Genomic DNA, 26,061 nt, shown 5'->3' on the forward strand with positions numbered 1-26,061 from the left:
GGGTCGCCCCAGTGGGACGGGGCACGGCAGCAGCCCCGTACCCCCTCCCGGACACCCCGTCCAGCGAGGCGGGGCAGGAAAGCGCCCCCTACCGGCCTAACCGGACCTCCCTGGATCCCCCCGCCGCGAGGTCAGCGACCGACGCGGCCGAAACCGGTGGTGTCCGACTCGCCCCCGCCCCACGGCTGACGTCGCCCGCCCGGCAAAGGGACCGCACCCACTACAACCCCCGCCTCGTCCCCGTCTCGGTCCCCCGAACAGCAACCGCTCCGTTCCCCGTCGGCCGAACCGCACCACACCCCACTCCCCCAACCCCCACGGCAATAGCCCACATGCATGCCCCACCCCTCGGTGGGAAGCTGAGCGATGTGACGATCACTGACGCCGTGGAAGCACCCGCAGCCCAGCCGCCCGTACTGGACAAGCGCCGCCGCAACGTCGTCTTCGTGACGATCATGCTCGGGATGCTGCTGGCCGCGCTGGACCAGACGATCGTGGGCACCGCGCTGCCGACCATCGTGTCGGACCTGGGCGGCGCGGAGCACATGTCGTGGGTGGTGACCAGCTATCTGCTGGCGGAGACCGTCGCGACGGTGCTGGTCGGCAAGTTCGGTGACCTGTTCGGCCGCAAGGTGGTCTTCCAGGCGTCGGCGATCATCTTCATCACCGGCTCGTTCCTGTGCGGCCTGTCCACGAACATGACGCTGCTGATTGCCTGGCGGGCCCTGCAGGGCATCGGCGCGGGCGGTCTGATGGTCACCGCGATGGCCCTGATCGCGGACGTGATCCCGCTGCGGGAGCGCGGCAAGTACCAGGGCGCCATCGGCGCCGTCTTCGGCGTCGCCACCGTGATCGGTCCCCTGCTCGGCGGTCTCTTCACCGACCACCTCACCTGGCGCTGGGCCTTCTACATCAACGTCCCCATCGCGATCGCCGTCGTCGTCGCGGCCGCCCGGAACATCCCCGTGGTGAAGTCGGCGACCCGCCCCGTCATCGACTACCTCGGCATCGCGTTCGTGGCGATCGGCGCCAGCTCCCTGATCCTGGCAACGAGCTGGGGCGGCAACGAGTACGCCTGGGGCTCGCCGACGATCATCGGCCTGTTCGTCGGCGGCACCCTCTCCCTCGCACTGTTCTGCTGGGCGGAGACCCGCGCGGCCGAACCCATGCTGCCGATGCGCCTGTTCGGCAACCCGGTCTTCACGGTCTGCTCGATCCTCAGCTTCATCGTGGGCTTCGCGATGCTCGGCGCGATGACGTTCCTGCCGACGTATCTGCAGTACGTGGACGGCGACTCGGCCACGGTGTCCGGCGTACGCACCCTGCCCATGGTCATCGGTCTGCTCATCGCGTCGATCTTCAGCGGCAACGTGATCAGCAAGACCGGCCAGTACCGGATCTTCCCCATCATCGGCGCCCTCGTCATGGGCGTCGGCCTCTATCTGCTCTCCCTGATGGGCACCGACACCAACACCTGGCTCGAGTCGCTCTACATGTTCATCCTCGGCGCCGGCATCGGACTGTGCATGCAGGTCCTCACCATCGCCGTGCAGAACACCGTCGAGTACGCCGACCTGGGCACCGCCACGTCCGGCGTCACCTTCTTCCGTACGCTGGGCAGCTCGTTCGGCACCGCGGTGTTCGGCACCATCTATGCGAACACCCTCAAGCCGAACCTCTCGGACGGTGTCGCGGAGGCGGCCCGGACGGGCGGGGCGGATCCCGCCACCGTCGGCAAGGCGGCGACCAGTCCGGAAGGCCTGCACGACCTGCCGTCGGCGGCCGCAGCACCCATCATCAAGGCCTACGCCGACACGCTCCAGACCGTCTTCCTCTGGACGGTGCCGGTGGCGGCCCTCGGTTTCCTGGTCGCCCTCTTCCTCAAACAGGTGCAGCTGCGCGACAGCGCCCGGATGGGTTCCACGGACATGGGCGAGGGCTTCGCGACGCCGTCCTCGGCCGACAACCGGCAGCGGCTGGAAGCCGCCGTCGGAAAGATCATCGGCAGTACGCGTCTCGACACCATGCGCCGACTCCTCACCGAGTCCGACACCCGGCTGGACATCGCGGGCGCCTGGGCGGTGATGCAGGTCGAGCTGTTCACCCGGCTGGTCGGGCACGCCAACATCTCGCTGATCGCCGCCCGCCGGCACATGCCCCCGGAGGTCCTGGTCCCGGTCTTCCAGCGCATGGTCGAGGAGGGCTACCTCACCCGCTCCGGCACCTTCTTCTCCCACACCGAAGCGGGCGCCCGCGAGGCCCGGGTCATCAGCGAGGCCTGGGGCACCTGGCTCGCGGAGCGCGTCGAACAGGACCTCGGCCGCCCGTCGGGCGCGGAACTCCGCGCCGCCGTCGACACCATCGCCAAGCGCCTCCTCGTCGAGGACCTGAGCCACGACCTCCCCGCCCAACCCAGCCCCAAGACCCTGGTCCCGGCGACGGAGAGCTGACCGGCGGCCTCACGTACATCGAGGTTCACGGAGAAGCGAGATCCAGCCGAGCCAGTACCGCCGCCACGTCGGACTCGGCCCGGATGCCCTCGGGCAGCGGCGGACGGCGTACGACCACGACCGGCAGCCCGAGTTCCCGGGCGGCCGTGAGCTTGGCCGAGGTCGACGAGCCGCCGCTGTCCTTGGTGACCACGACCTCGATGCGGTGCTCGCGCAGGAGAGCCGTCTCGGACTCCACCGTGAACGGGCCGCGGGCCAGCAGGACTTCGGTACGGCGTGGCATCGGGGGTTCGGGGGGCTCCACCGAGCGTACGAGGAAGTGGAGTTCGGGCAGGTGGGCGAAGGCCGCGAGGCCCAGGCGGCCAGTGGTGAGGAAGATCCGCCGGCCCAGCGGCGGGAGCAGGGCGGCGGCTTCGTCGAGGGACGCCGCCGGATGCCAGCGGTCGCCGGGGCCCGGCTGCCAGCCCGGCCGGCGCAGGACGACGGCCGGGACGCCGGTGGCCGCCGCGGCCCGTGCGGCGTTCGCCGTGATGCCCGTGGCGAAGGGGTGCGTGGCATCGACGACGGCGTCCACGTGCTCGGCGCGCAGCCACTCGGCGAGGCCCTCCGCCCCGCCGAATCCCCCGATGCGTACGTCGCCTTCGAGCGCCCCCGGCCGGGACACGCGGCCCGCGAGAGACGTGGTCACGCGCACCCCGGGCCGGGCGGCAAGCGACGCGGCGAGTTCGCGGGCCTCGGTGGTGCCGCCGAGGAGCAGGACGTGCGGGGACATGGCGTCGAGCGTACGGGGCGGGTCCGGCACATCCCCCGGCCGGCCCCGCCCGTCATCCCCACCGCCGGCCCCGCCTGTAATCCCCACCGCTGGGCCCGCCTGTCACCCCAGGGCGCGGTCGAGGTTGAACGCCGCGCTGATCAGGGCGAGATGGGTGAAGGCCTGCGGGAAGTTGCCCTGCTGCTCGCCGGTGTGGCTGATCTCCTCGGCGTACAGGCCCAGGTGGTTGGCGTAGGTGAGCATCTTCTCGAAGGCCAGCCGCGCCTCGTCGAGCCGTCCGGCCCGGGTCAGGGCCTCGACGTACCAGAAGGAGCAGATCGAGAACGTGCCCTCCTCGCCGCGCAGGCCGTCGGGGCTCACGGTCGGGTCGTAGCGGTAGACCAGCGAGTCGGACACCAGCTCCTCGGTGAGCGCGTCGAGGGTGGACAGCCACTTCGGGTCGGTGGGCGAGATGAACTTGGTCAGGGGCATCATCAGCACGGATGCGTCGAGGACGTCACCGTCCTCCTGCTGGACGAACGCCTGTCGCGTGGGCGACCAGTAGCGCTTCATGATCCGCCGGTAGATCGTGTCGCGCGCCTGCAACCAGCGCGGGAGGTCCGCCGGCAGCCCGCGGCGGTTGGCCAGCCTGATGGCCCGCTCGATCGCCACCCAGCACATCAGCCGTGAGTACAGGAAGTTCTTGCGGCCGCCGCGGGTCTCCCAGACGCCCTCGTCGGGCTGGTCCCAGTGCTCGCAGACCCAGTCCACCAGCGCGCAGATGTCGTCCCACTGGTCGCTGGAGATCGGCTGGGCCCATTTGTCGTAGAGGTAGACCGAGTCGATCAGCGCCCCGTAGATGTCGAGTTGGAGCTGGTCGGCTGCCGCGTTTCCGACCCGGACCGGGGCGGAACCCTGATATCCCTCCAGGTGGGAGAGTTCTCGTTCGGGCAGGTCGGTGCGCCCGTCGATGCCGTACATGATCTGCAGCGGGCCCGAGGGGCGGCCGTCGCCCGGGCTGATGTGCTTGGCCAGGAAGGCCATGAACGACTCGGCCTCGCTCGTGAAGCCCAGCCGCAGCAGCGCGTACACGGCGAAGGCGGCGTCACGCACCCATACGTACCGGTAGTCCCAGTTGCGCTCGCCGCCGATCTGCTCCGGGAGGCTGGTCGTCGCCGCGGCCACGATCGCTCCGGTCGGCGCGTAGGTGAGCAGCTTGAGGGTCAGTGCGGAGCGGTGCACCATCTCCCGCCACCGGCCGCGGTAGTGGGAGGAGGTCAGCCACTGCCGCCAGAACGCCACTGTGGCGGCGAACGACTCCTCCGCCTCGGCGCGCGGGCAGCAGCGGGGCGGGATGTCGCCGCTGACCTGGTCGAGGGCGAACACCGCCGACTCGCCCTCCTCGAGTTTGAAGTCCGCCCTCGCGTCGAGGCCGTCGCATTCGAGCGGCACCGTGGCGGTCAGCGCGAGCGACAAGTCAGCGGACTCGAAGACCGCCATCTCGTCGTGCAGCCGTACGGTGTGCGGCTGGGCTCCGTACTCGAACCGGGGGGCCACGCGCGCGTGGAAGGGAATCGTGCCGCGTACGCACAGCACGCGCCGGATCAACCGGTGCCGGTCGGCCTCCGTTCCGTCGTCCTCCAACGGCATGAAGTCCTGGACCTCCCCCACACCGTCCTCGGTGAAGAAGCGGGTGACCAGCACGTTGGTGTCGGGAAAGTAGAACTGCTTGGTCCTGGCCGGCACGGCGGCCGCCAGCTCGAACGATCCGCCCCGGTCCGCGTCGAGGATCGAGGCGAAGACGCTGGGAGCGTCGAAGGACGGGCAGCAGTACCAGTCGATCGTGCCGTTGGTGCCCACCAGGGCCACGCTGCGCAGATCACCGATCAGGCCGTGTTCGGCGATCGGCAGGTAACGGGCGGCCCCCGGCGGGGCCTGGTGAGCGTATGCCTCGGACATGGCAACAGCCTCTCTGCCCCGGGACGCACTTCCGGCGCTTCCCCAGCCTAGGTGGGGCGGGGCACGGACGCGGCGGGACAGGAATTCCCGAATACAGCGGAGGGGCACGGCGGAGGGAGCGTGCGGCGGTCGCCCGGTCGCGATCAGCGCAGCAGCAGCTGTGCGCCGCCCACCACCGTCGCGCCGATCACCAGTTGCTCGAAGAGGCGCTGGTTGATGTGGTTCACGGCGTACTTGCCGATGACGGCACCCGGCACGACGAAGGCGGCGAGGGCCGCGTCCAGCAGCAGCGAGTGGCCGTCGATCAGGCCGAGGCCGACGCTGAAGGGGACCTTGGAGACGTTGACGATCAAGAAGAAGAAGGCGGAGGTCCCCAGGAAGCCGAGCTTGCGGAAGCCCGCCGAGAGGAGATACATCGACATCACCGGGCCGCCCGCGTTGGCGACCATCGTGGTGAAGCCGCCCAGCACACCGTACGAGCGCGCCTTGATGCGGCCGGTCGACGTGGTCACCGAGTCGGGTTCCTCCTCGGCGGCGGCCTGGCGCCGGCGCCACACTGTGACCCCGGCCATCAGCAGCAGGATCGCGCCGATCGACGTCCGTACGATCTCGTCGTCGGCCCACATCAGGAACACGGTGCCGACGACCACCCCCGCGGCGACCGCCGGGAAGAGCTTCCACAGCGTGGGCCAGTGCGCGTGCCGCCGGTAGGTGAGCACGGCGAGCACGTCCCCGACGATGAGGATGGGCAGCAGCACGCCGGTCGACGCCCGGGCCGGCAGGACGGCCGCGAAGATCGCGAGACTGACCGTGTTGGCCCCGCTCACGGCTGTCTTGGAGAAGCCGACGAGCATGGCCGCGGCGGCGAGTGCGGCGAACTCCCAGCCGGTGATGTTCCAGAGCGTCATCGTGTTCATGCGAGGACCGATGCTATGCCCACGCATCCGGCCGTGTCAGGACCGTCTCGACAGGTGGCCCCTGCCGAGAAGCCCCCGCCGAGACGGTGGACCGCAGCCAGGCTCCCTGGAAAGATCCTCCCGAACCTTCGCCGACGCCGATGGAGGAGCCATGGCCGACTCCCGCGAGCACACCCTCACGGGCACCCGGGGCAGCATCACCGCACGCGAGTGGCCACAGGAGCGGCCGCGGTACGTCGCGCTCCTTGTCCACGGTTACGGGGAGCACATCGGCCGCTACGAGCACGTGGCGGACGTACTGCACGGGCACGGCGCGGCGGTGTTCGGGCCCGACCACATGGGGCACGGCAGGTCGGCGGGCGAGCGGGTGCTGATCGAGGATTTCGAGGACGTGGTGACCGACGTCCACGCGGTCGAGCGGCTGGCCCGGGCCGCCCATCCCGGAGTGCCGGTCGTGCTGATCGGCCACTCCATGGGCGGCCTCATCGCGGCCCGCCACGCCCAAAGGTACGGGGACGGCCTGGCCGCCCTCGTCCTGTCCGGGCCGGTGATCGGCAGCTGGGAGCTGCCCGGGAAACTGCTGCCGCTCGACCCGCTGCCCGATCTGCCCATCGACCCGGCGACGCTTTCGCGCGACCCGTCGGTCGGTGAGGCGTACGCGGCGGATCCGCTCGTCTGGCACGGGCCGTTCAAGCGCCCCACGCTGGAGGCCTTCGTACGCACTCTGGAGACCATCTCCAAGAGCGGCGACGTGGGTGGCCTGCCGCTGCTGTGGCTGCACGGGGAGGACGACCGGATCGTGCCGCTGCCCGGCAGCCGGGCGGGCGTCGAGGAGCTGCGCGGCGCCGACCGGACCGAGCGCGTGTACGCGGGTGCACAGCACGAGGTGTTCAACGAGACGGACAAGGAGGCGGTCCTCGCGGACGTGACCGCCTTTGTGGAGCGGGTGCTCGTGGCCTGAAACACGGGTGTTTTCGCTGATCCGCCCTGGGCACTCGGGCCCGCATGGAGTGGTTGCGGAGCGCTGCCTGCGCGGATGAGGACCCCGAACTGTTCTTTCCCGTGGGCACAACCGGTCCGGCACGGCAGGAGATCGCCGCCGCCAAGCGGATCTGTGCCCGCTGCCCGGTGACCGGTCAGTGTCTGGCCTGGGCGCTCGCCACCGGACAGACCTCCGGCGTGTGGGGCGGTACGGGCGAGGACGAGCGCGCCGCGCTGCTCCGTGTCGTCCGCCGTCACGAAGCCTCAAGGAGAAGCGCGTCATGACCGTAGTGAAGAGCACGCTCCCCGACGCCGCACGTCAGGTGGTCGGAGACGCCCTGCAGGGCACCCTGGTGGACATGGTCGGGCTCTCGCTCATCGCCAAGCAGGCGCACTGGAACATCGTGGGCCCGCGGTTCCGCTCGATCCATTTCCAGCTCGACGAGGTCGTCGCCACGGCCCGCTCGTACTCCGACACCGTGGCCGAACGAGCCGCGGCGCTCGGCGTGCCGCCCGACGGCCGCCCCGAGACCATCGCCACGACCTGCGCCCTCCAGGGCCCGAAGGAGGGCTGGGTGCGGGACGGCGATGTCGTCGGCACGCTCGTCGACGCACTGGAGACGGCCGTCGGGCAGCTGCGGGAGCGGATCGAGGCGACCGGGGAAGCCGATCTCGTCACCCAGGACCTGCTGATCGGCCTCACGGCGGAGCTGGAGAAGCACCGCTGGATGTTCCAGGCCGAGGACTGGCCGCGGGACTGACCACTGGGCGTCCGCGCGGCGCCGAACGCGAGAGGCGCACGAACGAAAGGGACCGACGAAAGGGACACGCCATGGCCGACGCCCTCGAACTCGACGCACTGTGGGACGAGTTCCACCGTGTGGTGAACATGACCTCGCAGGAGCTGGCCACCTGGCTGCGGGTGCGCGACGCGGACGAGGAGGCCGAGCCGCTGCCGGACCAGGCGGGTTCGCCCACCGGCCAGCATGTCCTGGCCATTCTCCAGAAGCGCCGCACGGATCTCACCGACGACGACATCCGTGTGATGTACCGGGTCGTGGACTCCGTGACGGCCCAGACGGACCTGGAGAACGAGCCCGTCGCCGAGGACACCCGGCGCCGTCATCGGCTGATGACGCTGGGGCACGATCCGCTCAAGCCGTCGCCATGACCGGCCGGGCGGACCGGGTGGTCGGGACACTGGTCGCCGAGCACGGCCGGACGTTCGCCGAGGAGGCGGGCATCCGGCTGCGGAACACGCCGCAGCCGCTGTACCGCACGCTGGTCATGGCCTGTCTCCTCAGCGCGCGGATCCGCGGTTCCGTGGCCGTGGCGACCACCCGTGCCCTGTACGAGTCGGGGATGCGCGACCCGCGCCGGATGGCGGGTGCCACCTGGCAGCAGCGGGTGGACGCGCTGGGCCGGGGCGGCTACCGGCGCTACGACGAGCGCACGGCGACCCAACTCGGCGACGGAGCGGAACTTCTGACGGAACGTTGGGGCGGTGATCTGCGGCGGATGCGGGACGCGGCGGACGGCGACCTCGACGAACTGCGCGCTCTGCTGCGGGAGATACCGGGTCTCGGTCCGGCGGGCGTGGACATCTTCCTGCGCGAGGTGCAGCGGGTCTGGCCCGAGGCCGCGCCGTATCTCGACACGAAGGCACTGCAGGGCGCGGACCGGCTCGGACTGCCCACGGAGCCGGACCGGCTGGTGAAGATCGCCGGAAACACCGAACCGGCAGTGCTGGCGGCCGCGTTGGTGCGGGCGGCGCTCGACAGGAAGATCGTGGAGGAGTGTCTGCGGCACACCGGGTAAAGGGATTCGAAGAGTCGGTGAACGGTGCCACACTGCTCGCACACACTGACGAGCAGAGGAGCGCCGTATGACGGATACCGAGCCTTTCCAGCAGCGGATCGACACCAGCAGGCCGCATCCGGCACGGGTGTACGACTGGCTCCTGGGCGGCAAGGACAACTACCCGGTCGACGAGGAACTGGGCCGTCAGATGACGGTGTTGGAGCCGCACGCCAAGCACTCCGCGCTCAACAACCGCTGGTTCATGCACCGGGCCACGCGCTGGCTGACCCAGGAGGCCGGCATCCGTCAGTTCCTGGACATCGGCGCGGGCATCCCGACGGAGCCCAACCTCCACCAGATCGCGCAGTCCACGGCGCCCGACGCCCGGATTCTGTACGTCGACAACGACCCCATCGTGCTGGCGCACGCCGCGGCGCTGCTGCGCAGCACCCCCGAGGGCGTGACGGAGTACATCCAGGCGGACGCCCACGAGACGCGCAAGATCCTGGACCAGGCCGCGGCCGTACTCGACTTCGACCGGCCCATCGCGCTGTCGCTGGTCGCGCTGCTGCACTTCATCGCCGACGAGGACGGGGCGTACGAACTGGTGGGCAGCCTGGTCGAGGCGTTGCCGGCCGGCAGTTGCCTCGCGCTGTCCATGATCACCAGGGACTTCGATCCGGAGAACATGGAGCGGGCCGTGCAGTCGTACGCGGCGAGGGGTGTCACGCTCGTGGCCCGCTCGCACGCCGAAGTGACCCGGTTCTTCGGTGGACTCGAACTGGTCGACCCGGGGGTCGTCGCGCTGCCGGACTGGCATCCGGAACTCGCGCGGGGCGAGCGGCTCAAGGGCGACGCGCCGGTGCCGCTGTACGCGGGGGTGGCCTTCAAGACCACCTGAGGCCCGCGACCCGCCGCCCGTCTCCGACCCCGTCCCCACCGTCGTCGTTCATCGCAGCAGCCATCCGCCGTCCACACTGAGATCTACGCCGTTGACGGCACGGTTGCGCAGCAGGAAGTCCACCGCGTCCACGACATCCCGCATCCGCGTCAGCCGGCCCGTGGGCGTCTGCGCGCGGTAGTTCTCCAGCACCTCCCCCGGCTTGCCCGCCCAGAACGGGCTGTCGCCGACGATGCCCGGGTGGACGGCGTTGACGCGGATCGGCGCGAGCTCGCTCGCGAGGGTTCGGACCAGGCCGGTCACTCCCGCGTTCACCGTGGCGACCGTCGTGGCGCCCGGGTAGGGCCGCTCCTTGGCCTGCCCGCCGAAGATCACGACGGCGCTCTCCTCTGTCATCCGCGGCAGCAGTGTGTGCACCACCTCGGTGTAGCCGACGAGTTTGAGTGTGACGAGGTACAGCGCGGCGTCGACGTCGTACTCCGTGACGCGGTTCTGGTCGCGGGAGATGCCCGCGAGGACGAGGTGGTCGACGTGTTCGACGCCCGCCAGTGCCCGGGCGATCTCCTTCGGCCGGGAGAGGTCCAGGGCCAGCCCACGCGCGCCGATCTCCTTGGCGAGTGTGTCGGCGCGGTGGGCGTCACGGCCGGTGAGCACCACCTCGTCACCCCGCTCGGCACAGTGCCGGGCGATCTCGTGGCCGATGCCGGCCGTACCGCCGATGACCACCACACTGCTCATGGCTTCTCCTCCAGATCCACCGGTTCCTCCGGTTCCTCCAGCACCTCTCGCAGGTAGTCCCAGTCCCGGGCGAACCGGTAGGAGTGCCGGGACGGCGGCTGCGGCGCCTGGGTCTCCAGCCAACGCACCGGCCCTGCCCCGGCGTTGGTGAAGCTGTGTACGCAACCGGCGCCCGCCCAGGCCGCGTCGCCCACGCCGAGCCGGTGCCGTTCGCCGTCGAAGGTGGCATCCACGGTGCCCTCGACGATCAGATACGTCTCCTCGAAGGGGTGGTCGTGCGCGCCCGCGACGCCGTCGGCCGCGTACTGCACCATGAACATCGTGGAGGCGACCGCGCCGAGATCCGCGTCCACCATCATCTTCACGGTGATCCCGCTGTAGACGAGCAGCGCAGTGCGCATGCTGGCCGACACGGAGAGGAGGTCCTGGGACTGTTTGCCGGGGTCCATCTGGGCGGCCTCGAAGTGCCCGAACGAGCGGGTGCGCGGGTCGCGTACGTCGATCCGGAGCGGCTCGCGGGCCGGCAGCGCGGGCACCGCCCGGGTGTCGTACCCGTAGCGCGCTCTCGGTACCGGCGCGAGCATGTCCGCCCAGCGTGCGGCGGTGTCCCCGGCGCCGCGCCAGGCGTGCGACAGGCCGGTGGGGAGCAGCCCGTAGTCGCCTTCTTCGAGGAGGTACGAGCCTTCGGGCGTATCGAGGATCACCGTCCCCGCCAGCAGGTGGAAGGACTCCTCGTACGAGTGGACGTGGGCCCGGATCGCTCCGTCCGGCGCCAGCTCGCACACGCCGAAGCCCGTGTGCACGGAACCGTCGGTCTCTCCGACGACCGACCGGCGCCGGAACCCCGTGCTCTCGTACGGCGGTTGAGGCGGGGCGGTGAACGTGGCGTCCGCCGCCCGCTGGATCACGTAGTGCGTCATGCCTGTCGCTTCCTCCGCGTGAACTCCCTTATGCCTGCTGCTTCTTACGTGCCTCGACCGCCGCCATGAGGCGGTCACGGGACTCCTCGACCAGGCGCCGGGCCCGCGCGGTGTCACCGAGCAGCCTGCCGTCGCGTTTGCGGACGACACCGTCGACGATGACCGTGTCGACGTTGGACACGTCGGCACACAGCGTCACCGCGGCCACCGGGTCGATCAGTGGCGCCATGTTGAGGGCCGTGGCGTCGATCGCGACGATGTCGGCGCGCTTGCCGGGGGTCAGTGAACCGGTGCGGTGTTCAAGTCCCGCGACATGCGCGCCGTTGACCGTCGCGATCTCCAGCATCCGACGTGCCGTCAACATCGTTTCGGGGACGGCGGTGTCGGCCTGCCAGCACTCGGCGTTCACCCGTGCCCGCTCGGCGCCGAAGGCCGCGCGGATCTGGGTGAACATGTCGCCGGGCACGGTGGTGACCACGTCGATGCTCAGACTCGGCCGCAGCCCGTACTCGATCGCCTTCATCACGGGCGGCCAGCCGTGCCCCATCTGCGTCTCCACCTGGGGTGCGATGGAGACAGTGCCGCCGCTGTCGGCGACCATCCGCCACTCCTCCTCACTGAAGTAGCAGCAGTGCACGTAGGTGGTGTCGGAGCCGAGCAGCCCGAGGTCGTGCAACTGCTTGACCATCCCGAAGCGGCCGGCCAGCCGGCCCATGCCGACGTGCACGGTGAGGGGGATGTCCAGCTCGCGCGCGAGCCGCCACTCGGCCTCGACGACGTCGTTGATGCAGAAGCCTGGCCCGCGGGTGGCGAGGCCCATGGTCAACAGGCCGTCGTCGGAAGGGAAGTGACGCTCCCTCACCCGGCGTACGTCGTCCGCCGGAATGGCGATCTTGCTCTCGAACCAGTAGTCGGTCAGTGAGGTGTTGGCGCTTCCGTACGCGTACTGGGCGCGGATGCCGGTCTCGCCGAGCGCCTGTACCGCGGCGTCGGGATGCTCGGGCGTGTTGTTGATGTGCGACCAGTCGACGAGCGTGGTGATCCCGGCGTTCAGACACTCCAGCGAGCCCGCCAGGTTGCCCGCGTACACGTCCTCGGGGCCGTAGACGGGCGCGAAGGTGTCGAGGACCTCGACGAAGTAGTCGTCGAGCGTGGCGTTGGGCGCGCAGCCGCGGATGGGCGCCTCCCAGGTGTGGCGGTGGGTGTCGACGAAGCCGGGAATGACGATGCGCCCGGTCATGTCGAGCACTTCCGCGTCCGCGCTGATCTCGCGGTCGACCGCCACGATCTTCCCGTCCTCGATGAGGACGTCACCGCCGGGCAGGTCTCCAACGCCGGGATCCATCGAGACGACATGGCCCGAGCACAACAGCATCCGATGGGGCATGGCTCTTCCTCCCATGAGGTGTTCAAGAGGTGTTTCAGTACGCGGCGAGGTTCCGCACGGTCGCCACGACCTTGTCGACGGTGGGGATGACCTGTTCTTCGAGGGCGTCCGCGAAGGGCAGCGGTACGCACTCGGACGCGACCCGGCGTACGGGCGCGTCGAGGAGGCCGAATCCCTCGTCGGCGACGACCGAGACGAGCGTGCCGCCCCAGCCGCCCTGGTACGGGTTCTCCTCGACGGTCACCAGCCGCGAGGTCCCGGCGAGGGAGTCGAGCACGGTGCGCATGTCCAGCGGTATCAGGCAGCGCAGGTCGATCACTTCGGCGTCGATGCCCTCCTGGGCCAGCCGCTCGGCCGCGGTCAGCGCCACGGGCACCATCGAGGCGAGCGCCACGAGGGTGATGTCGGCGCCTTCACGGACGACGGCCGCGCGTCCCAGCTCGACGACGTGGTCCGGCGGCGCGGGCGCGCCCTTGGTCGCGAGTAGGCCCTTGTGCTCGAAGAAGACCACGGGGTCGTCGCTGCGGATGGCGGCCGCCATCATGCCGACCACGTCGGCCGGGGTGGCCGGTGCGGCGATCTTCAGTCCCGGGACGGTCAGGGCCCAGTTCTCGGTCGCCTGGGAGTGCTGCGCGCCGAAGCCGAGACCGCCACCGTTGGCCGTGCGCACCACGAGCGGCACGGTGACCTGACCGCCCGTCATGTACCGCACCTTGGGTATCTCGTTGGCGAGGTAGTCCCAGCAACAGGCCAGGAAGTCGGAGAACATGATCTCGGCGACCGGCCGCATCCCGGTCATCGCTGCGCCCATCGCCGCCCCGACGATGGCCTGTTCGGAGATCGGCGTGTCCCAGATCCGCTCGGACCCGAACTCCTCGTACAGCCCGACGGTCGTCTTGAACACCCCGCCCGCCGCGCCGATGTCCTCGCCCAGGCACACCACCGCCGGATCGCGCCGCATCTCGCGCGCGATGCCCTCGGCGACCGCCTGCCGGTAGGTGATCACGTCCGCCACGCCGCACCTCCGTCCGCCCATACGTCGGTCAGCGCCTCCCGCGGATCGGGCGCGGGCGCGTTCTTCGCCGCCTCGACTGCCTTCTGTACGAGGTCGGTCGCGCGGTCGTCGGCCTCGGTGACCGCCTCGGCCGGCACCCCGAGTTCGGCCAGGCGACCGCGCGCCACGTCGAGCGGGTCGTGCTTGAGCCAGCGCTCGACCTCCTCCGCCGGCCGGTAGGTGGCCGGGTCGGAGCGGCTGTGGCCGAAGTGCCGGTAGGTCTGCGCCTCCAGCAGGCTGGGCCCGTCTCCCGCACGGGCCCTGTCCGCGAGCCGCGCCACCGCCTCCCGGACGACGACCACGTCGTTGCCGTCGACGATCTCGCCGGGGATGCCGTAGGCGGGCGCCCGGTCGGCCGCCGGATTGGGCACCGCGGTCACGTCGGCGATCGGCGTGTACTCCATGTACAGGTTGTTCTCGCAGACGAACAGCACGGGCAGCTTCCACACGGCGGCCAGGTTGAGTGCCTCGTGGAACGCGCCGATGTTGGTCGCGCCGTCGCCGAAGAAGGCCACCGCGAGCTGCTCGGTACCGCGCAGCCGGGCCGACCAGGCGGCGCCGACCGCCATGGGCAGGTGCGCACCGACGATGGCGTACGAACCCAGCATGTTGCGCGAGGCCTTGGTGAGGTGCATCGAGCCGCCCTTGGCGCCGCACAGTCCGGTGGCGCGGCTCATCAGCTCGGCGAGGCACTCCTCGGGGGTGGCGCCGCGGGCCAGCGCGTGGTGGTGGCCCCGGTAGGTGGCGAACACGTAGTCGTCGTCGCGCAGGGCCGCGCTCGCGCCGACGGCGATGGCCTCGTGTCCGGCGGCGAGGTGGGTGGTGCCCTTGACGAGGCCGGACAGGAACAGGTCGTGGGCCGCCTTCTCCGTACGGCGGATCACGGCCATCTGCTCGTAGAGCGCGAGGAGCTGGGGCCCGTCGGTCATGTCCCGCCCCTGCCCTCGCGGGTGTTGAGGTGGGACTGGGCCTCGCGGCGGGTGTTGAGTTCGCCGCCGACGGTCCAGTACTTGCGGCCCGCGACGAGGAGTTCCTCGGCCGGGAACTTGGTGATCACCTCGCACCCGTCCGCCGTGACGACGACCTCCTCCTCGATCCGCGCCGCCGACCAGCCGTCGGCCGCCGGCCAGTAGGTCTCCAGCGCGAACACCATGCCCTCTTCGAGGACTTCGGGATGGTCGAGGGAGACGAGGCGGCTGAAGATGGGCTTCTCCCAGATGGACAGGCCCACCCCGTGGCCGTACTGCAGCGCGAACGCGGCCGTCTCGTCGGGGAAGCCGAACTCCTCGGCGCGCGGCCACACTTGGACGATGTCGGCGGTGGTGGCGCCCGGCCTCACCAGGGCGATGGCCTCGTCCATGTAGGCGCGGCAGCGGACGTACGCGTCGCGCTGTGCGGGTGAGGCGCTGCCGACGGCGAACGTGCGGTAGTAGCAGGTGCGGTAGCCGAGGTGGCTGTGCAGGATGTCGAAGAAGGCGGGGTCGCCGGGCCGGATCAGGCGGTCGCTGTAGACGTGCGGGTGCGGTGAACAGCGTTCCCCGGAGATGGCGTTGACGCCTTCGACGTACTCGCTGCCCAGGTCGTAGAGGACCTTGCTGACGAGTCCGACGCACTCGTTCTCCCGCACGCCCGGCCGCAGGTAGCCGTACAGCTCCTCGTAGGCCGCGTCGACCATCGAGCAGGCCTGGGTGAGGAGGGAGATCTCGTCGGGGGTCTTGACGCGGCGGGCCTCCAGGAAGACCTGCTGGCCGTCCACGACGTCGATACCCTGTTGCTTCAGGGCGTGGAGCACCGGCATCTCGGCGAGGTCGACGCCCAACGGCTCGCCCGCCAGGCCGTGTTCACGGAGTTCCGTCGCCACCTTCGCCGCCACGTCCGCCGCGATTCCGGCGTCCGGGTGGAAGGCGCCGCGGAGGGTGGAGATGCCCGCGCGGGCTCCGGTGGGCGGGCCTTCCTTGCCGTCGCTGTAGTCGAGCCACGGGTTGTAGAGCTGGTGGTGGCGGGCGGCGGAGCCGAAGTCCCAGACGATCGGTTCGCCGCCGCGCACGAGCAGCGCGAAGCGGATCAGCTTGTCCATCGCCCAGGTGCCGATGTGGGTGGACGACATGTAGCGGATGTTGGCGAAGTCGAAGCTGAGCAGTGCGCCCAACTCGGAGCGGTTCAGCTCCGCGTTGAGCCGGGCGAGACGTTCCGTGCGCAGCCGGTTCAGGTCGATGCGCTGTTCCCAGTCGACGGCGTTCGGTCCGAATGTGCGGATTGCCATGCGACCACCATCCTCACCGTAACCCTCATCCGGAGTGAACGACCGTCCGGGGAAAGTGTCAAGGCATACTGAACACGAACCACACTCCGACGGCCGGTTCGTCGCCGTCGTTGCGATAGCGGTGCGGGGTCGTCGACTCGAAGCTCACCGCGTCTCCGGGCCGGATCGCGTACTCCTCGAAACCGAGTGTGAGGACCAGTTCACCGGAGGTGAGATAGCCGTACTCGGTGCCCGGGTGCCGCATGAGCCCGCCGGTGCTTGAGGACGATCCGCCGGGCCGGTACGTCACCAGCAGGAAGTCGACCTCCATGCCGGGAACATGGCCGAGCCGCTCCCACACGACACCCGAGTCGAGTTCGAGCACCTCCCGCTCGGCGCCGCCGACCAGCGGCCCGATCCTGCGGCCGGGGTCGGCGGCGAAGGAGGCGAGTGCCCGCAGGACCGTGTCGGGCGGCGCGCCCACGGTCGCCGCCGCCGGAGACCGGGCCGGGTCGCTCTCCGCGTCGAAGAGCGACTCGACCGGGATGGCGAGCGCGGTGGTGATCGCGTACAGCGTGCTGACCGAGGGCTGGCTCTTGCCGGTCTCGATCTGGGAGATCAGGCTCGCGGACACCCCGATCTCCCGCGCCAGGCCGCGCAGGCTGATCCCCCGCGCCGTACGCGCCTGCCGGATACGCGCGCCGACGGGCGGCACGACCACAGGGGACACGGCGGCTCCTTTCGCAGGGAACGTTCATCCCCATTGAACAGCGCGGCCGCTCGGCACGGAGGAGTTGCCCGGAAAAGGGGCGGTCCCGGAACGGAAGTGACGGGCTAGGAGGCGGCGGGGGTCCAGTCGCCCAGCCAGTCGGCGATCTCCTGGCCGGTGGCCTGGGCGTCGGTCAGCTGCGGGCGGTCGCCGCTCGCGGAGCCGGCACCCGCGCCGGTGTTCTTGTACTCCGCGAAGCGGTCGTCCTTCCAGGAGAAGCCGCTCATGTCGGTCCACGGAGCAGGCCTGATCGCGCTGCTCAAGGACGTGTTGCGGACGGTGGTCTGCGGGTCGAGGGTCGCGTCACCGCCGGCGTGCCAGGGGCGGCCGAGGTAGAAGGTGGACGCGGAGACATCGCCGTTGACCGTGCTGTTGATGACCAGGAAGCCCTTGCGGTTGGCCGCCGTGCTGGGCGCCGTGACATAGCCCGCCGAGGTGCCGTTCCAGCGCTTCTTCAGCGTGATCACCGACTTGTTGATCACCGCGCTGGCCCGGCCGAAGATGAAGTCGACGTTCCCGACGATGTAGGAGTTGTTGACGTAGACGCGGCCGAGCTTGTCCTTGGCGGCCGTGTCGAGGAGCAGGGTGTCCTGGTCGCCGGTGACGATGACGCTGTCGAGGACGACCTTGTCGGCGGCGGTGCGCAGGGCCACGGCCTGGTGCCCGTTCAGGCTCTGGTTGTTCGCCTCGTCGAAGTCGTTGTCGAAGGTGAGGTTGCGGGCCTGGAAGTCGTCGGCCTCCACGGCGACGGTGGCGCTGCCGCCGGTGCCGTAGTTCCCCGACCCGTCCGGCTTCGGCGTGCCGGAGGCGTTGTTGAAGACGATGACGGTGTCCTTGCGGCTGGCTCCCGTGCCCTGGAAGGTCACATGCGGCTTGTCGCGCGGGACCTTGACGAGCTCGCGGTAGGTGCCCGGCTTGATGGAGATGACGACCCGTGAGGTGTTGTTCGCCGGAACGGCGTTGACGGCGGCCTGGACACTCCTGAACTGACCGGAGCCGTCCTTCGCCACCGTGAGGGTGGTCGCGGCCGCGGCCTTGGTGCTCGCCGCGGTGCCGGTCGTGCCGATCGAAGTACGCGGTCCGGTACCGGACTTGAGCAGCGCGGGTACGTCGGCCGTCTTGTCGAGGGTGTAGCTGTAGTACGTCTTCGGGTCGAACGCCGTGCCACCGCTCTCGTTGCGGCCGCTGGTGCCGGAGAAGACGTTGCCGCGCTGGACGAGGGCGGCGGTGCTGTCCTTGGTGACCGGGTTCTTCATGCCCTGGAAGTAGCTGTTCTCCAGGACCATCTTCGTCCTGCCGCGGGCGTAGTTGCCGTAGGAGGAGTTGATGGCCGTGCCCGCGTCGTCCTGGAGGTAGTTGTTGTAGAGGTGCGCGTGGGCCACGTTGTCGGTGGACGGGTTGCGCTGCTCGGTCTCGCGGAGCCAGTTGTGGTGGATCGTCAGGTCCGCGGTGGTGTTCTCGGTCCAGCCGATGCCGAAGGTCTTGTTGTTGTCGCTCAGCTTGTTCCAGGACACCGTCACATAGGTGGTGTCCTTGCGGCTGTCGATGAGCCCGTCGGCCATGTGGCGCAGGTCGTTGTGGTCGATCCACACGTGGTGCGCGCCGTCCATCTGGATCGCGTCGAAGTCGTGCTCCTTGTCGTTCCAGGTGCCCTGGTAGGAGTCACGGATCGTCAGGTTGCGGATGACGACGTTGTGCACGCCCTGCCCGAGGAAGAAGCCGCCGCCGACGATCTGACCCGAGGTGCCCGAGCCCACGATCGTCTTGTCCGAGGCGACCTTGATCTCCTTGCCGACCGGGTTCATCTTGATCGTCGCGGCCACGACGATCACGTACGGCTCCGCGGCGGTCGCGTACTTCTCCAGGTCGGCGAGGGTCTTCACCGTGACGGTCTTGCCGTCCCGTCCGCCGTAAGTCCCCTTCTGGCCCAACGCGTTGACCGAGGCGAACCCGTCGGCGACGTCGTTCGTCCACGCCGCGGCCGAGGTCGATGCCGCCGTCGCCGCCGAGGCCTTCGGCTGCGCGTCCTCGCCGAACACCCCGAACGACGTGCCGTACGCCATACCGGCCGCGACCGCCGTCGCCGTGGGGAGCCCGACCGTCAGACCGAGCCTGCGCCTGCGGTGCCGCGCCTTGTGCTGGATGGTTTCCATCGTCATATCCGCCCTGGTGACTGATCTCCGAAGCATTGCGCCAGGCAGTCGCCACCGGGGGCGGGATGGGTTGCCGATGTCTCAGATCTCGAAAATTTCGAGGTCGACGGCGGGGCCTCGCATCGCGCCTCTTCGGGCCGAGGGGTCCCGGCGCCTCGTGCGTAAACAGAGACGACGCCGCCGACGACACCTGAGAACCGAGGACCAAGGAGCAGGGGACGACATGAGATTCCTGGAGCGCGAGCGCGCGGCCCTCACGAAGCAACTGCCGGGCCTCGACGACAGTGCCGACCGCACGCTCACCCCGCAACAGCGCGTCGCGGGCCCCTCCGACGCCGGTGCGGCCGGATGGGACGCCCTGCGGGACGGGCCCGGCCCCGACGCGGTCCGCTGTCTCGGTCTCTACGCCAAACTCTCGGCCGGTGTCACCGTCGTCACCGCCCTGGACGCGGGCGGCTGTCCGACCGGGATGACGGTGTCCGCCCTGACGCCCCTGTCGGCCCGGCCGCCGCTGATCCTCGCCTGCCTGCGGAGCGGTTCGGGCACCCTGGCCGCCCTGCGTGACCAAGGCGCCTTCGCGGTCAGCCTGTTGACGACACGTCAGAAACAGGTGGCCAAGGCCTTCGGGGACCCTTCCCTGTCACCCGCGAGCCGGTTCTCCGGCGTCCCCGTGCGGCAGGTGCTCGGGCTGCCGGTGCTCGCCGACGCGCTCGCGTGGTCGGTGTGCCTGGTCGAGGACATACGTCCGTACGGGGATCATCACGCGGTCGTCGGACGCGTGATGGCGGTCGACGTGAACGGCGGACGACCGCTGCTCTGGCACGACCGGGCGTTCCACACCCTCACCGCGCCGTGCGCCGGCTGACGAGCGCACGCGGCTGCGCCGGACGCCCGGCCGGGACTTCCCGGCCGGGCGTCTCGCGTGCACGGTCAGGGCCGCCGCGTGCCCGGCTCAGCACATGCTCAGGTGCACATGCTCAGGTGCCCTTCCCCGCCACCGGCGCCCGGCCACCGCCGGTCACCGCACCGGCGATGCCCTGGACGTTCTCCAGCACGCCCAGCAGGGTGGCGACGAGCTGGGAGAGCTGGGCGGTCTGTTGCCGCAAGGCCGCCAGCCCCTCCGCCAAGTCCGCCGCTCCCGGCCGGGCGGTCCCGGCCACGGGTTCGGCCGCGCCGCCCGGCGTCGGCACGGGGCCGACCGTCCTCGGTGCGCCGCCCGGCAGCCCGGTCAGCGCCTGATACGGGTTCACCGGGGTGAGCCAGTCCGCGGAATGCAGGTCATCGCTTTTCCGGTCGAGAATGTCGCCGAATGTGTTCTTCGCGCTGTCGGCGGTATCGCCGAAGAAATCCTTGACTGTGTTCTGGGTGTTCTGGGTATCCTTCTTGCCCACGGTCACTTTCCTTTCCCTCTCGCCTGCGCCCCCGGAGTCCGGGAGCCGTTCCGATGCCCGCGCCGCTGTGCCGTACGCGGGAAGAAGGCGGAAATCCGCTAGGCCGCCGCGCCGTCCAGCGCGTTGGCACAGGCGAGCCGCAACCGTGCCCGACCGCGCGTGAAGGCACCCTCGGCCGCCTTGACCGAGATCTGGTGGATGCGGGCGAATTCCAGCGTGGAGATGCCATGGGCGCGGGCGAGAACGACCTGCCGCTCCCGGCCCCGCAGGAGGTACACCTGCCGGAGCAGCCAGCGCCCGAAGTCCCTGTCACACACGCCCTCGTCCGGCGTCTCGGGCGTACGCACGTCCGCGGCACGGCGCAGCAGCCGTCGGCTCCGCTCCAGCTCGCGGTAGTGGTCGACGCAGAGCCGCAGGGCGACCGTGGTCAGAAAGGGACCGATCCGGTCCCGGTCGAGACCGCCGTACGCGGCAGCCCTCAGCATCGCTTCCTGTACGCAGTCCTCCGCGTCCTGCGCGGTCGGAAGCCGTCGGCGGACCAGCCGCATCAGCCTGTCCCGATGACCGGCGATCACATCCCAGGATAATTCTCTGCACCATTCTTCCCGGGATTCAGGAATTACTCGACCGACGACATCGAGCACATGTGAGCTGTCTACTGAATTCCTGTGAACCATGGCCCCGAAACAATTTCTCGGTGCGAACTCGAATATTCGCACGAACTATCCCCATCAGACGCGAAGTTACTTTCCGAGCCGGGATAGCCGCAAACCAGGACCATTGCCGTCCACTCATCCGCATGTAAAACGGATGATCATGTTCCGGTGCGCTCCGAAGCGTGCTACACCACCCCTCAGGGCTCCTCGGTGAGGCGGGCGAAGTCGGTGACGACGGGTACGAGTTCGCCGCGCAGCCACAGGGGAAGCTGGTCCCGCTGGTGCTCGTCGCCCGGGATGCCGCGGGCGCCCAGCGGGACGACCCAGAGGCTGTTCTCGCGGCGGTCGAGGTCCCAGACGTACCTGGCGGAGGGGCCGCGGTTGCTCAGGTCGGTGACGCCGGGCGTACTGGAGGTGGCCAGCACACAGTCGTGGTCACCGGCGAGGCCCGGCCACTGCTCCTCCTCGGCGGCGGGAAGGGTCCGGGCGGGGGCGAAGCGGTGCAGCGCGCCCCAGGTCACCGGTTCCGCGCAGGCGGCCTCCTCCAGAGCGGCCCGGACGATATCCGTGCCGTCGAGCTCCGGGAGCAGATCGGTGGTCAGCAGCTTCTCCAGCGCGAAGGCGACCTTCGCGGTGAGGTTCAGCCAGGTCTCGAACACGGCGGGATACGGCAGCGAGGGCACGGCGAGGCTCTTCAGCTCCGGGGCCGCCGCGACCCGTCGTACGACGGCCGAGCGCAGCCGCGCGAAGTCCGCGGCGGCGATGCTGTCGGCCGCCATGTGCCGGTTCCAGGCCAGCAGCCGGTCCCTCAGCAGGAGGGCTTCCGGGCCGAGGCCGTCGAGCCGCGCCACCCGTTCGAGGAGGGGTGCGGCGGCCGCGAGGTAGGTGTCCATGTGGATGTCCGCCATCGCTCGGGGCGTCCAGTCCCGCGACCTCCGCAGCAGGGCGCCGATGCGGTCGGCTCGGTACGGCGGGGCGAACTCCGTACCGAGGGGTGCGGCGAGGCCCCGCTCGTTCGCCATCACGGCGATGCCGTCCACCTCGGCGCGGGGAGTGTCGTGACGGCCCCGCCAGCCGTGCCCCCGCTGCCAGGCGGGCACGATCCTCAGCTGGTTGTCCCGGTGGCGTACGGGCACGTATCCGGCCACCCGGTGCAGCAGTCCCCCGGAGGTGTCCGCGGCGTGCACGACGTTCACCGGCTCGATCCAGCGGTCGAGGGCCCGGTCCACGTCGTCGACCGTACGGGCGCGGAGGAGGGCGGGGAGCACGTCGAAACCCAGGTCGGCGGTGACGCGGGGCGGGTAGCGGAGGCTGATGCCGCCGCGGAGCCCGTCGCCGGTGTCCTCGACGATGAGCGGGCCCCGGTCCGTCTCGGTCACGTCGATCTCGACCGGTTCGCCTCCCGCGACCCGAATGGTCTCGCGGTGGTGGAGGACGGGCCGCCATCCGTCGGGCCCCAACGCCTCGGTCCCGCCGCCCTGTTCACGCAGGCGCTCCCGGTACAGGTCGTGGTAGTCGGACATGGCGTTGGTGATGGCCCAGGCCACGGTCCCGGTGTGGCCGAAGTGGGCGATGCCGGGAACGCCGGGGACGGCGAAGCCGACGACGTCGTACTCCGGGCACGACAGATGGATCTGCTGATAGAACCCCGGATTCTGAATGAACCGGTGGGGGTCGCCCGCGATGAGCGGGGCCCCGGTGGCGGTGCGGTCGCCCGAGACCATCCAGCCGTTCGAGCCCGCGGTGCCGGGATCATCCGCGGCGAAGAGTTCCAGCGCCTCGGCGCCGAACCGGCGGGCCACCTCCTCGCGCCACAGCTTGGTCGGGAACCCGGCGAACAGGATGTGATGGGCGAGCCAGACGCCGAGCGGTGTCCAGCTCTCCCAGGGCTCAGGGACAAGCCCGGTGGCCGCGAACTCGGGCGCCTTCGCCGCTCCCCGCTCCAGTCCGGCGTTCACTCCGTCCACGTACGCCGACACCCAGGCCGCGGTCTCCTCCTCCAGCGCGTCGAAGCAGCGCCGAGCCGTGTCGTCGAGCCGCGCCTGGCGGGCGAACCGGTCCCAGGGAACGGCGGTCGCGCCGAGGAACGAGGCCGTGGTGCCCTGCGAGCGGTGCCGCTCCACCTCGATCTGCCAGGCCCGGTCGTGTGCGGCGTTCCTTCCCTGAGCGAAGGCCAGCCGCGTCGGGCCGGACGCACGGAGATGCGGAATTCCCCAGGCGTCCCGGTACGTACCACTGCTCGCCGCTGTCCGCACTTCTCGGCACTCCTCAGTACTCGATCCAACAGGGAAGTTAGCTTAGGCTAAGCTAACTTCCCTCAGTCGGACTCGGCGCACAGGCCAGTAGGGAGGAGTCCGCCCATGGGCTTACCGGTCATCCACTCCTATCCCATGCCCGACCGTTCCGCGGTTCCCCCGTCGGGCCCGCCGTGGACGATCGATCCGGCACGGGCCGCGCTGCTGATCCACGACATGCAGAACCACTTCGTCCAGGCGTTCCCGCCGGACTGCTCCCCCGTCATGGAACTCATCGACAACATCGCCACCCTGCGCGAACTCGCGGGCACCCTCGGCATGCCGGTCGTCTTCAGCGCCGAACCGGCCGCCCAACGCCCCGGCCAGCGTGGGCTGATGACCGACATATGGGGTCCCGGCATCAGCCAGGAGCCCGACGGCGACGCGGCGATCGTCCCGCAGCTCACTCCGCGGGTCGGCGAGAACCTGCTGGTCAACGTCCGCCACAACGCCTTCCTTCGCAGCCATCTCGGCAGGCTGCTGCGCTCCACGGGCCGGGACCAGCTGATCCTCTGCGGGGTGCGGGCACATCTCGGCATCCTGCTGACGGCGGCCGATGCCTTCATGCACGACATCCAGCCCTTCGTCGTCGCCGACGCCGTCGCCGACTTCTCCGCGGAGGACCACTCCATGGCCCTGCGCTGGATCGCACGCACCAGCGTCGTGTGCACCACCAACCAACTGCTGCGCCAACTCCTGCACGGCAAGGCCGCCCAGAGCATGTGAGCGGGGCAGGCGAGAGGCCCCTACCAACTCATGCGGTCGTTTACCGACCCATGGGGTCGTTCACGCGCTCATGCGCAGGGACGGCCCGGATAGTCGTCGCCCTCCGGTACGCCCGCCTCGCGCATCCGGCGCAGCACCTCCCGCCGGACCGCCTCGTCGTCGATGTCCACAAGGCAGTTGACATCCCTGTCGAACACCAGGACATCCCCGGGGACGTCCCAGATCACCCACCGGTGCGGCCGGGGCGACCTCTCCCACAGGGATGCGTACCGCTCGACGCCGTCCGTCCTCGTACCACTCGTGCTCGTCGTGCTCACAGTGCGGCCTCCTCGGTCTCGCGGCCGTCGACGAATGTCGCGACCACGTCGATGTCGCCGATGCGCGAGGCGTCGACCGTCCTCGGGTCGTCGCCCAGGACGACCAGGTCGGCGCGTTTCCCCGGGGTGAGGCTGCCCGCGCTGTCCTCCCAGTGGCAGGCGTAGGCCCCGCCGACCGTGTAGGCACGCAGGGCCTCGTCGACCGTGATGCCCTCCTCCGGACCGATCACCTGTCCCGACGTGGAGGCACGCTCGACCATGAACTGCACGGCCCTGAGCGGTGATCCGTCCGTGACGGGCCGGTCGGAGCTGCCCACCAGGGTGATGCCGTGCTCCAGGAACCCCCTCCCCCGGTACAGCCACGGCGCCCGCTCGTCCCCCATGATCGCCGCGTAGTCGTCGCCGAAGTAGCGCAGGAAGTTCGGCTGCACCACGGCCGCCACGCCGAGTCGCGCGAAGCGGGGCAGCTGGTCGGGCCGGATGAGGCCCGCGTGTTCGATGCGGTGCCGTGCGTCCGGGCGCGGCCGGATGCGCTGCGCCCGCTCCAGGGCATCGAGGGCGATGTCGGCCGCCCGGTCTCCGATGGCGTGGACGGCGAGCTGCCAGCCTGCGAGATGGCCGTCCACGATGGTGTCCGTGAGCGCCTGCGGGTCGGCCTGCAACTGGCCCGCGTGGTCGAGCCCTTGGTACGGGCCGGTGAGTGCCGCGGTCCGGGCCATCATGCCGCCGTCGGTGTAGATCTTCAGCGCGCCCACGGAGAGCCGGTCGCCGCCGAACCCGGTGCGCAGGCCGAGATCGAGGGCGCGGGGGATGCCGTCGTCCTCGTGCGCGGTGACCGGGCGCAGTCGGTCCGCGGCCACCATGAGCTGTACCCGCAGCGGCAACTCGCCTTGTTCCTGGGCCAGTTGGTACGCGCCGAGCTCGACCGGGCTGTGGCCGAACAGGGCGCCGCCGATGCCCGCCTCGGCACAGGCCGTCACCCCCTCGGCCAGACAGGTCCTGGCGGCGCGCCCGATCGCGTCCGCGAGCTCCTGCTGGGAGTGGGGCAGCCGCAGTGCCCGTGCGGCACCCATGGCACCCTCGGCCAGGAAGCCCTCCTCGTGCGGGAGTCCGGCGGGCAGCAGTTCCAGGACGGCGGTGTTGACCATGCAGCCGTGTCCTGAGTCGTGCATCAGGAACACCTTGCGCCCGGCACTGACCTTGTCCAGTTCGGCGGCGGTCAGATGGCGCCCCAGGGCCCGCTGGTCGTACCCCGCCAGGTTCACCCAGCCGCCGTCGGGCGTGCGTGCCGCGGTCTCGGCCACCACGGCGAGCACGTCCTCGACCGAAGCGCACGGTGCAACGCTGGGCGTGGCCGCCTTGAAACCGGTCCAGGCCAGGTGCACATGGCTGTCGATGAACCCGGGCAGCACGGTGGCACCCTGGAGGTCGACCACCCGGCGGGCCGGCAGGGACGTCACCTCCTCGTCCAGGCCCACGATCCGGCCCCGCCAGATGCCCAGGTCGCGGGCGACGGGACGGTCCGGGTCCATGGTGAGGATGTGCGCGTTCGTCAGTCTCGTACAGAGCATCGACGGAGTCCTCAACCTTTCTCAGGTGTTTCGACCGCAGGTCATACTAAGGTAAGGGTTACCTAACCATAAGACCGGCGGTCG

Annotated in this window: 25 protein-coding genes; 9 read left to right on the forward strand and 16 right to left on the reverse strand. The window is 70.2% G+C overall.

The features are described 5' to 3' along the window. Nucleotides 1-374: 374 nt before the first annotated feature. Nucleotides 375-2,450, forward strand: coding sequence for an MDR family MFS transporter (locus AB0I18_RS09065; RefSeq protein ID WP_363104841.1), 2,076 nt, complete (start codon nucleotides 375-377; stop codon nucleotides 2,448-2,450). A gap of 25 nt (nucleotides 2,451-2,475) precedes the next feature. Here AB0I18_RS09065 and AB0I18_RS09070 read toward each other — a convergent pair whose 3' ends face one another. From AB0I18_RS09070 to AB0I18_RS09080, 3 genes are all read right to left on the reverse strand, one after another. Continuing rightward, the gene (locus tag AB0I18_RS09070; protein ID WP_363104738.1) at nucleotides 2,476-3,222 is read right to left on the reverse strand and encodes a cobalt-precorrin-6A reductase; all 747 of its coding nucleotides are present in this window, start codon (nucleotides 3,220-3,222) and stop codon (nucleotides 2,476-2,478) included. A 102-nt stretch (nucleotides 3,223-3,324) separates the two neighbouring features. Then, the gene (locus tag AB0I18_RS09075; protein ID WP_363104739.1) at nucleotides 3,325-5,160 is read right to left on the reverse strand and encodes a glycoside hydrolase family 15 protein; all 1,836 of its coding nucleotides are present in this window, start codon (nucleotides 5,158-5,160) and stop codon (nucleotides 3,325-3,327) included. Between the two features lie 143 nt (nucleotides 5,161-5,303). After that, on the reverse strand, nucleotides 5,304-6,077 hold the full coding sequence (locus AB0I18_RS09080; RefSeq protein WP_363104740.1) for a sulfite exporter TauE/SafE family protein: 774 nt from the start codon (nucleotides 6,075-6,077) through the stop codon (nucleotides 5,304-5,306). A gap of 151 nt (nucleotides 6,078-6,228) precedes the next feature. Here AB0I18_RS09080 and AB0I18_RS09085 point away from each other — a divergent pair, with 151 nt between their 5' ends. From AB0I18_RS09085 to AB0I18_RS09110, 6 genes are all read left to right on the forward strand, one after another. After that, nucleotides 6,229-7,038, forward strand: a complete 810-nt coding sequence (locus tag AB0I18_RS09085; RefSeq protein ID WP_363104741.1) for a lysophospholipase — start codon at nucleotides 6,229-6,231, stop codon at nucleotides 7,036-7,038. A 44-nt stretch (nucleotides 7,039-7,082) separates the two neighbouring features. Further along, on the forward strand, nucleotides 7,083-7,343 hold the full coding sequence (locus AB0I18_RS09090; RefSeq protein WP_363104742.1) for a WhiB family transcriptional regulator: 261 nt from the start codon (nucleotides 7,083-7,085) through the stop codon (nucleotides 7,341-7,343). Next, nucleotides 7,340-7,819, forward strand: coding sequence for a DNA starvation/stationary phase protection protein (locus AB0I18_RS09095; RefSeq protein WP_363104743.1), 480 nt, complete (start codon nucleotides 7,340-7,342; stop codon nucleotides 7,817-7,819). Before AB0I18_RS09090 ends, AB0I18_RS09095 begins: the two co-directional genes overlap by 4 nt. 71 nt (nucleotides 7,820-7,890) lie before the next feature. Then, nucleotides 7,891-8,229, forward strand: coding sequence for a DUF3140 domain-containing protein (locus tag AB0I18_RS09100; protein WP_363104744.1), 339 nt, complete (start codon nucleotides 7,891-7,893; stop codon nucleotides 8,227-8,229). Continuing rightward, nucleotides 8,226-8,876 (forward strand): endonuclease, encoded by a 651-nt coding sequence (locus AB0I18_RS09105; RefSeq protein WP_363104745.1) that lies wholly within the window; start codon nucleotides 8,226-8,228, stop codon nucleotides 8,874-8,876. Before AB0I18_RS09100 ends, AB0I18_RS09105 begins: the two co-directional genes overlap by 4 nt. A 67-nt stretch (nucleotides 8,877-8,943) precedes the next feature. After that, nucleotides 8,944-9,759 (forward strand): SAM-dependent methyltransferase, encoded by an 816-nt coding sequence (locus tag AB0I18_RS09110; RefSeq protein ID WP_363104746.1) that lies wholly within the window; start codon nucleotides 8,944-8,946, stop codon nucleotides 9,757-9,759. A 48-nt stretch (nucleotides 9,760-9,807) separates the two neighbouring features. Here AB0I18_RS09110 and AB0I18_RS09115 read toward each other — a convergent pair whose 3' ends face one another. The 8 genes from AB0I18_RS09115 to AB0I18_RS09150 form a co-directional block, all read right to left on the reverse strand. Then, the gene (locus AB0I18_RS09115) at nucleotides 9,808-10,497 is read right to left on the reverse strand and encodes an SDR family oxidoreductase (RefSeq protein ID WP_363104747.1); all 690 of its coding nucleotides are present in this window, start codon (nucleotides 10,495-10,497) and stop codon (nucleotides 9,808-9,810) included. Continuing rightward, nucleotides 10,494-11,417, reverse strand: a complete 924-nt coding sequence (locus AB0I18_RS09120; RefSeq protein ID WP_363104748.1) for a cupin domain-containing protein — start codon at nucleotides 11,415-11,417, stop codon at nucleotides 10,494-10,496. Before AB0I18_RS09120 ends, AB0I18_RS09115 begins: the two co-directional genes overlap by 4 nt. Before the next feature lie 28 nt (nucleotides 11,418-11,445). Further along, nucleotides 11,446-12,804 (reverse strand): amidohydrolase family protein, encoded by a 1,359-nt coding sequence (locus tag AB0I18_RS09125; protein ID WP_363104749.1) that lies wholly within the window; start codon nucleotides 12,802-12,804, stop codon nucleotides 11,446-11,448. Nucleotides 12,805-12,838: 34 nt separating this feature from the next. Then, nucleotides 12,839-13,819 carry an alpha-ketoacid dehydrogenase subunit beta gene (locus AB0I18_RS09130; protein WP_363104750.1) on the reverse strand — a complete coding sequence of 327 codons (981 nt, stop codon included), beginning with the start codon at nucleotides 13,817-13,819 and terminating at the stop codon, nucleotides 12,839-12,841. Beyond that, nucleotides 13,807-14,787: a thiamine pyrophosphate-dependent dehydrogenase E1 component subunit alpha gene (locus tag AB0I18_RS09135; RefSeq protein WP_363104751.1), complete on the reverse strand. Its 981-nt coding sequence runs from the start codon at nucleotides 14,785-14,787 to the stop codon at nucleotides 13,807-13,809. The genes AB0I18_RS09130 and AB0I18_RS09135 overlap by 13 nt, the downstream gene beginning before the upstream one ends. After that, nucleotides 14,784-16,121, reverse strand: a complete 1,338-nt coding sequence (locus AB0I18_RS09140; RefSeq protein WP_363104752.1) for a Xaa-Pro peptidase family protein — start codon at nucleotides 16,119-16,121, stop codon at nucleotides 14,784-14,786. Before AB0I18_RS09140 ends, AB0I18_RS09135 begins: the two co-directional genes overlap by 4 nt. 58 nt (nucleotides 16,122-16,179) lie before the next feature. Then, the gene (locus AB0I18_RS09145; RefSeq protein ID WP_363104753.1) at nucleotides 16,180-16,830 is read right to left on the reverse strand and encodes an XRE family transcriptional regulator; all 651 of its coding nucleotides are present in this window, start codon (nucleotides 16,828-16,830) and stop codon (nucleotides 16,180-16,182) included. Nucleotides 16,831-16,934: 104 nt separating this feature from the next. Beyond that, entirely contained in the window at nucleotides 16,935-19,022 is a 2,088-nt protein-coding gene (locus AB0I18_RS09150; RefSeq protein WP_363104842.1) for a pectinesterase family protein, read from the reverse strand. Nucleotides 19,023-19,245: 223 nt separating this feature from the next. Here AB0I18_RS09150 and AB0I18_RS09155 point away from each other — a divergent pair, with 223 nt between their 5' ends. Then, on the forward strand, nucleotides 19,246-19,887 hold the full coding sequence (locus AB0I18_RS09155; RefSeq protein ID WP_363104754.1) for a flavin reductase family protein: 642 nt from the start codon (nucleotides 19,246-19,248) through the stop codon (nucleotides 19,885-19,887). Between the two features lie 112 nt (nucleotides 19,888-19,999). Here AB0I18_RS09155 and AB0I18_RS09160 read toward each other — a convergent pair whose 3' ends face one another. The 3 genes from AB0I18_RS09160 to AB0I18_RS09170 all read right to left on the reverse strand — a co-directional run bounded on the left by AB0I18_RS09160 (nucleotide 20,000) and on the right by AB0I18_RS09170 (nucleotide 23,324). Beyond that, nucleotides 20,000-20,413 (reverse strand): hypothetical protein, encoded by a 414-nt coding sequence (locus AB0I18_RS09160; protein ID WP_363104755.1) that lies wholly within the window; start codon nucleotides 20,411-20,413, stop codon nucleotides 20,000-20,002. A gap of 98 nt (nucleotides 20,414-20,511) precedes the next feature. Continuing rightward, on the reverse strand, nucleotides 20,512-21,057 hold the full coding sequence (locus AB0I18_RS09165; protein ID WP_363104756.1) for a sigma-70 family RNA polymerase sigma factor: 546 nt from the start codon (nucleotides 21,055-21,057) through the stop codon (nucleotides 20,512-20,514). Between the two features lie 209 nt (nucleotides 21,058-21,266). Next, nucleotides 21,267-23,324, reverse strand: coding sequence for a penicillin acylase family protein (locus AB0I18_RS09170; RefSeq protein WP_363104757.1), 2,058 nt, complete (start codon nucleotides 23,322-23,324; stop codon nucleotides 21,267-21,269). 105 nt (nucleotides 23,325-23,429) lie between these two features. Here AB0I18_RS09170 and AB0I18_RS09175 point away from each other — a divergent pair, with 105 nt between their 5' ends. Continuing rightward, on the forward strand, nucleotides 23,430-24,089 hold the full coding sequence (locus tag AB0I18_RS09175; RefSeq protein ID WP_363104758.1) for an isochorismatase family protein: 660 nt from the start codon (nucleotides 23,430-23,432) through the stop codon (nucleotides 24,087-24,089). Between the two features lie 68 nt (nucleotides 24,090-24,157). Here AB0I18_RS09175 and AB0I18_RS09180 read toward each other — a convergent pair whose 3' ends face one another. Both AB0I18_RS09180 and AB0I18_RS09185 read right to left on the reverse strand, forming a co-directional pair. Next, nucleotides 24,158-24,406: a hypothetical protein gene (locus tag AB0I18_RS09180; protein ID WP_363104759.1), complete on the reverse strand. Its 249-nt coding sequence runs from the start codon at nucleotides 24,404-24,406 to the stop codon at nucleotides 24,158-24,160. Beyond that, nucleotides 24,403-25,977: an amidohydrolase gene (locus AB0I18_RS09185; RefSeq protein ID WP_363104760.1), complete on the reverse strand. Its 1,575-nt coding sequence runs from the start codon at nucleotides 25,975-25,977 to the stop codon at nucleotides 24,403-24,405. Before AB0I18_RS09185 ends, AB0I18_RS09180 begins: the two co-directional genes overlap by 4 nt. Between the last annotated feature and the right edge of the window lie 84 nt (nucleotides 25,978-26,061).

It is taken from the genome of Streptomyces sp. NPDC050704 (assembly GCF_040654355.1).
Lineage (GTDB): Bacteria > Actinomycetota > Actinomycetes > Streptomycetales > Streptomycetaceae > Streptomyces.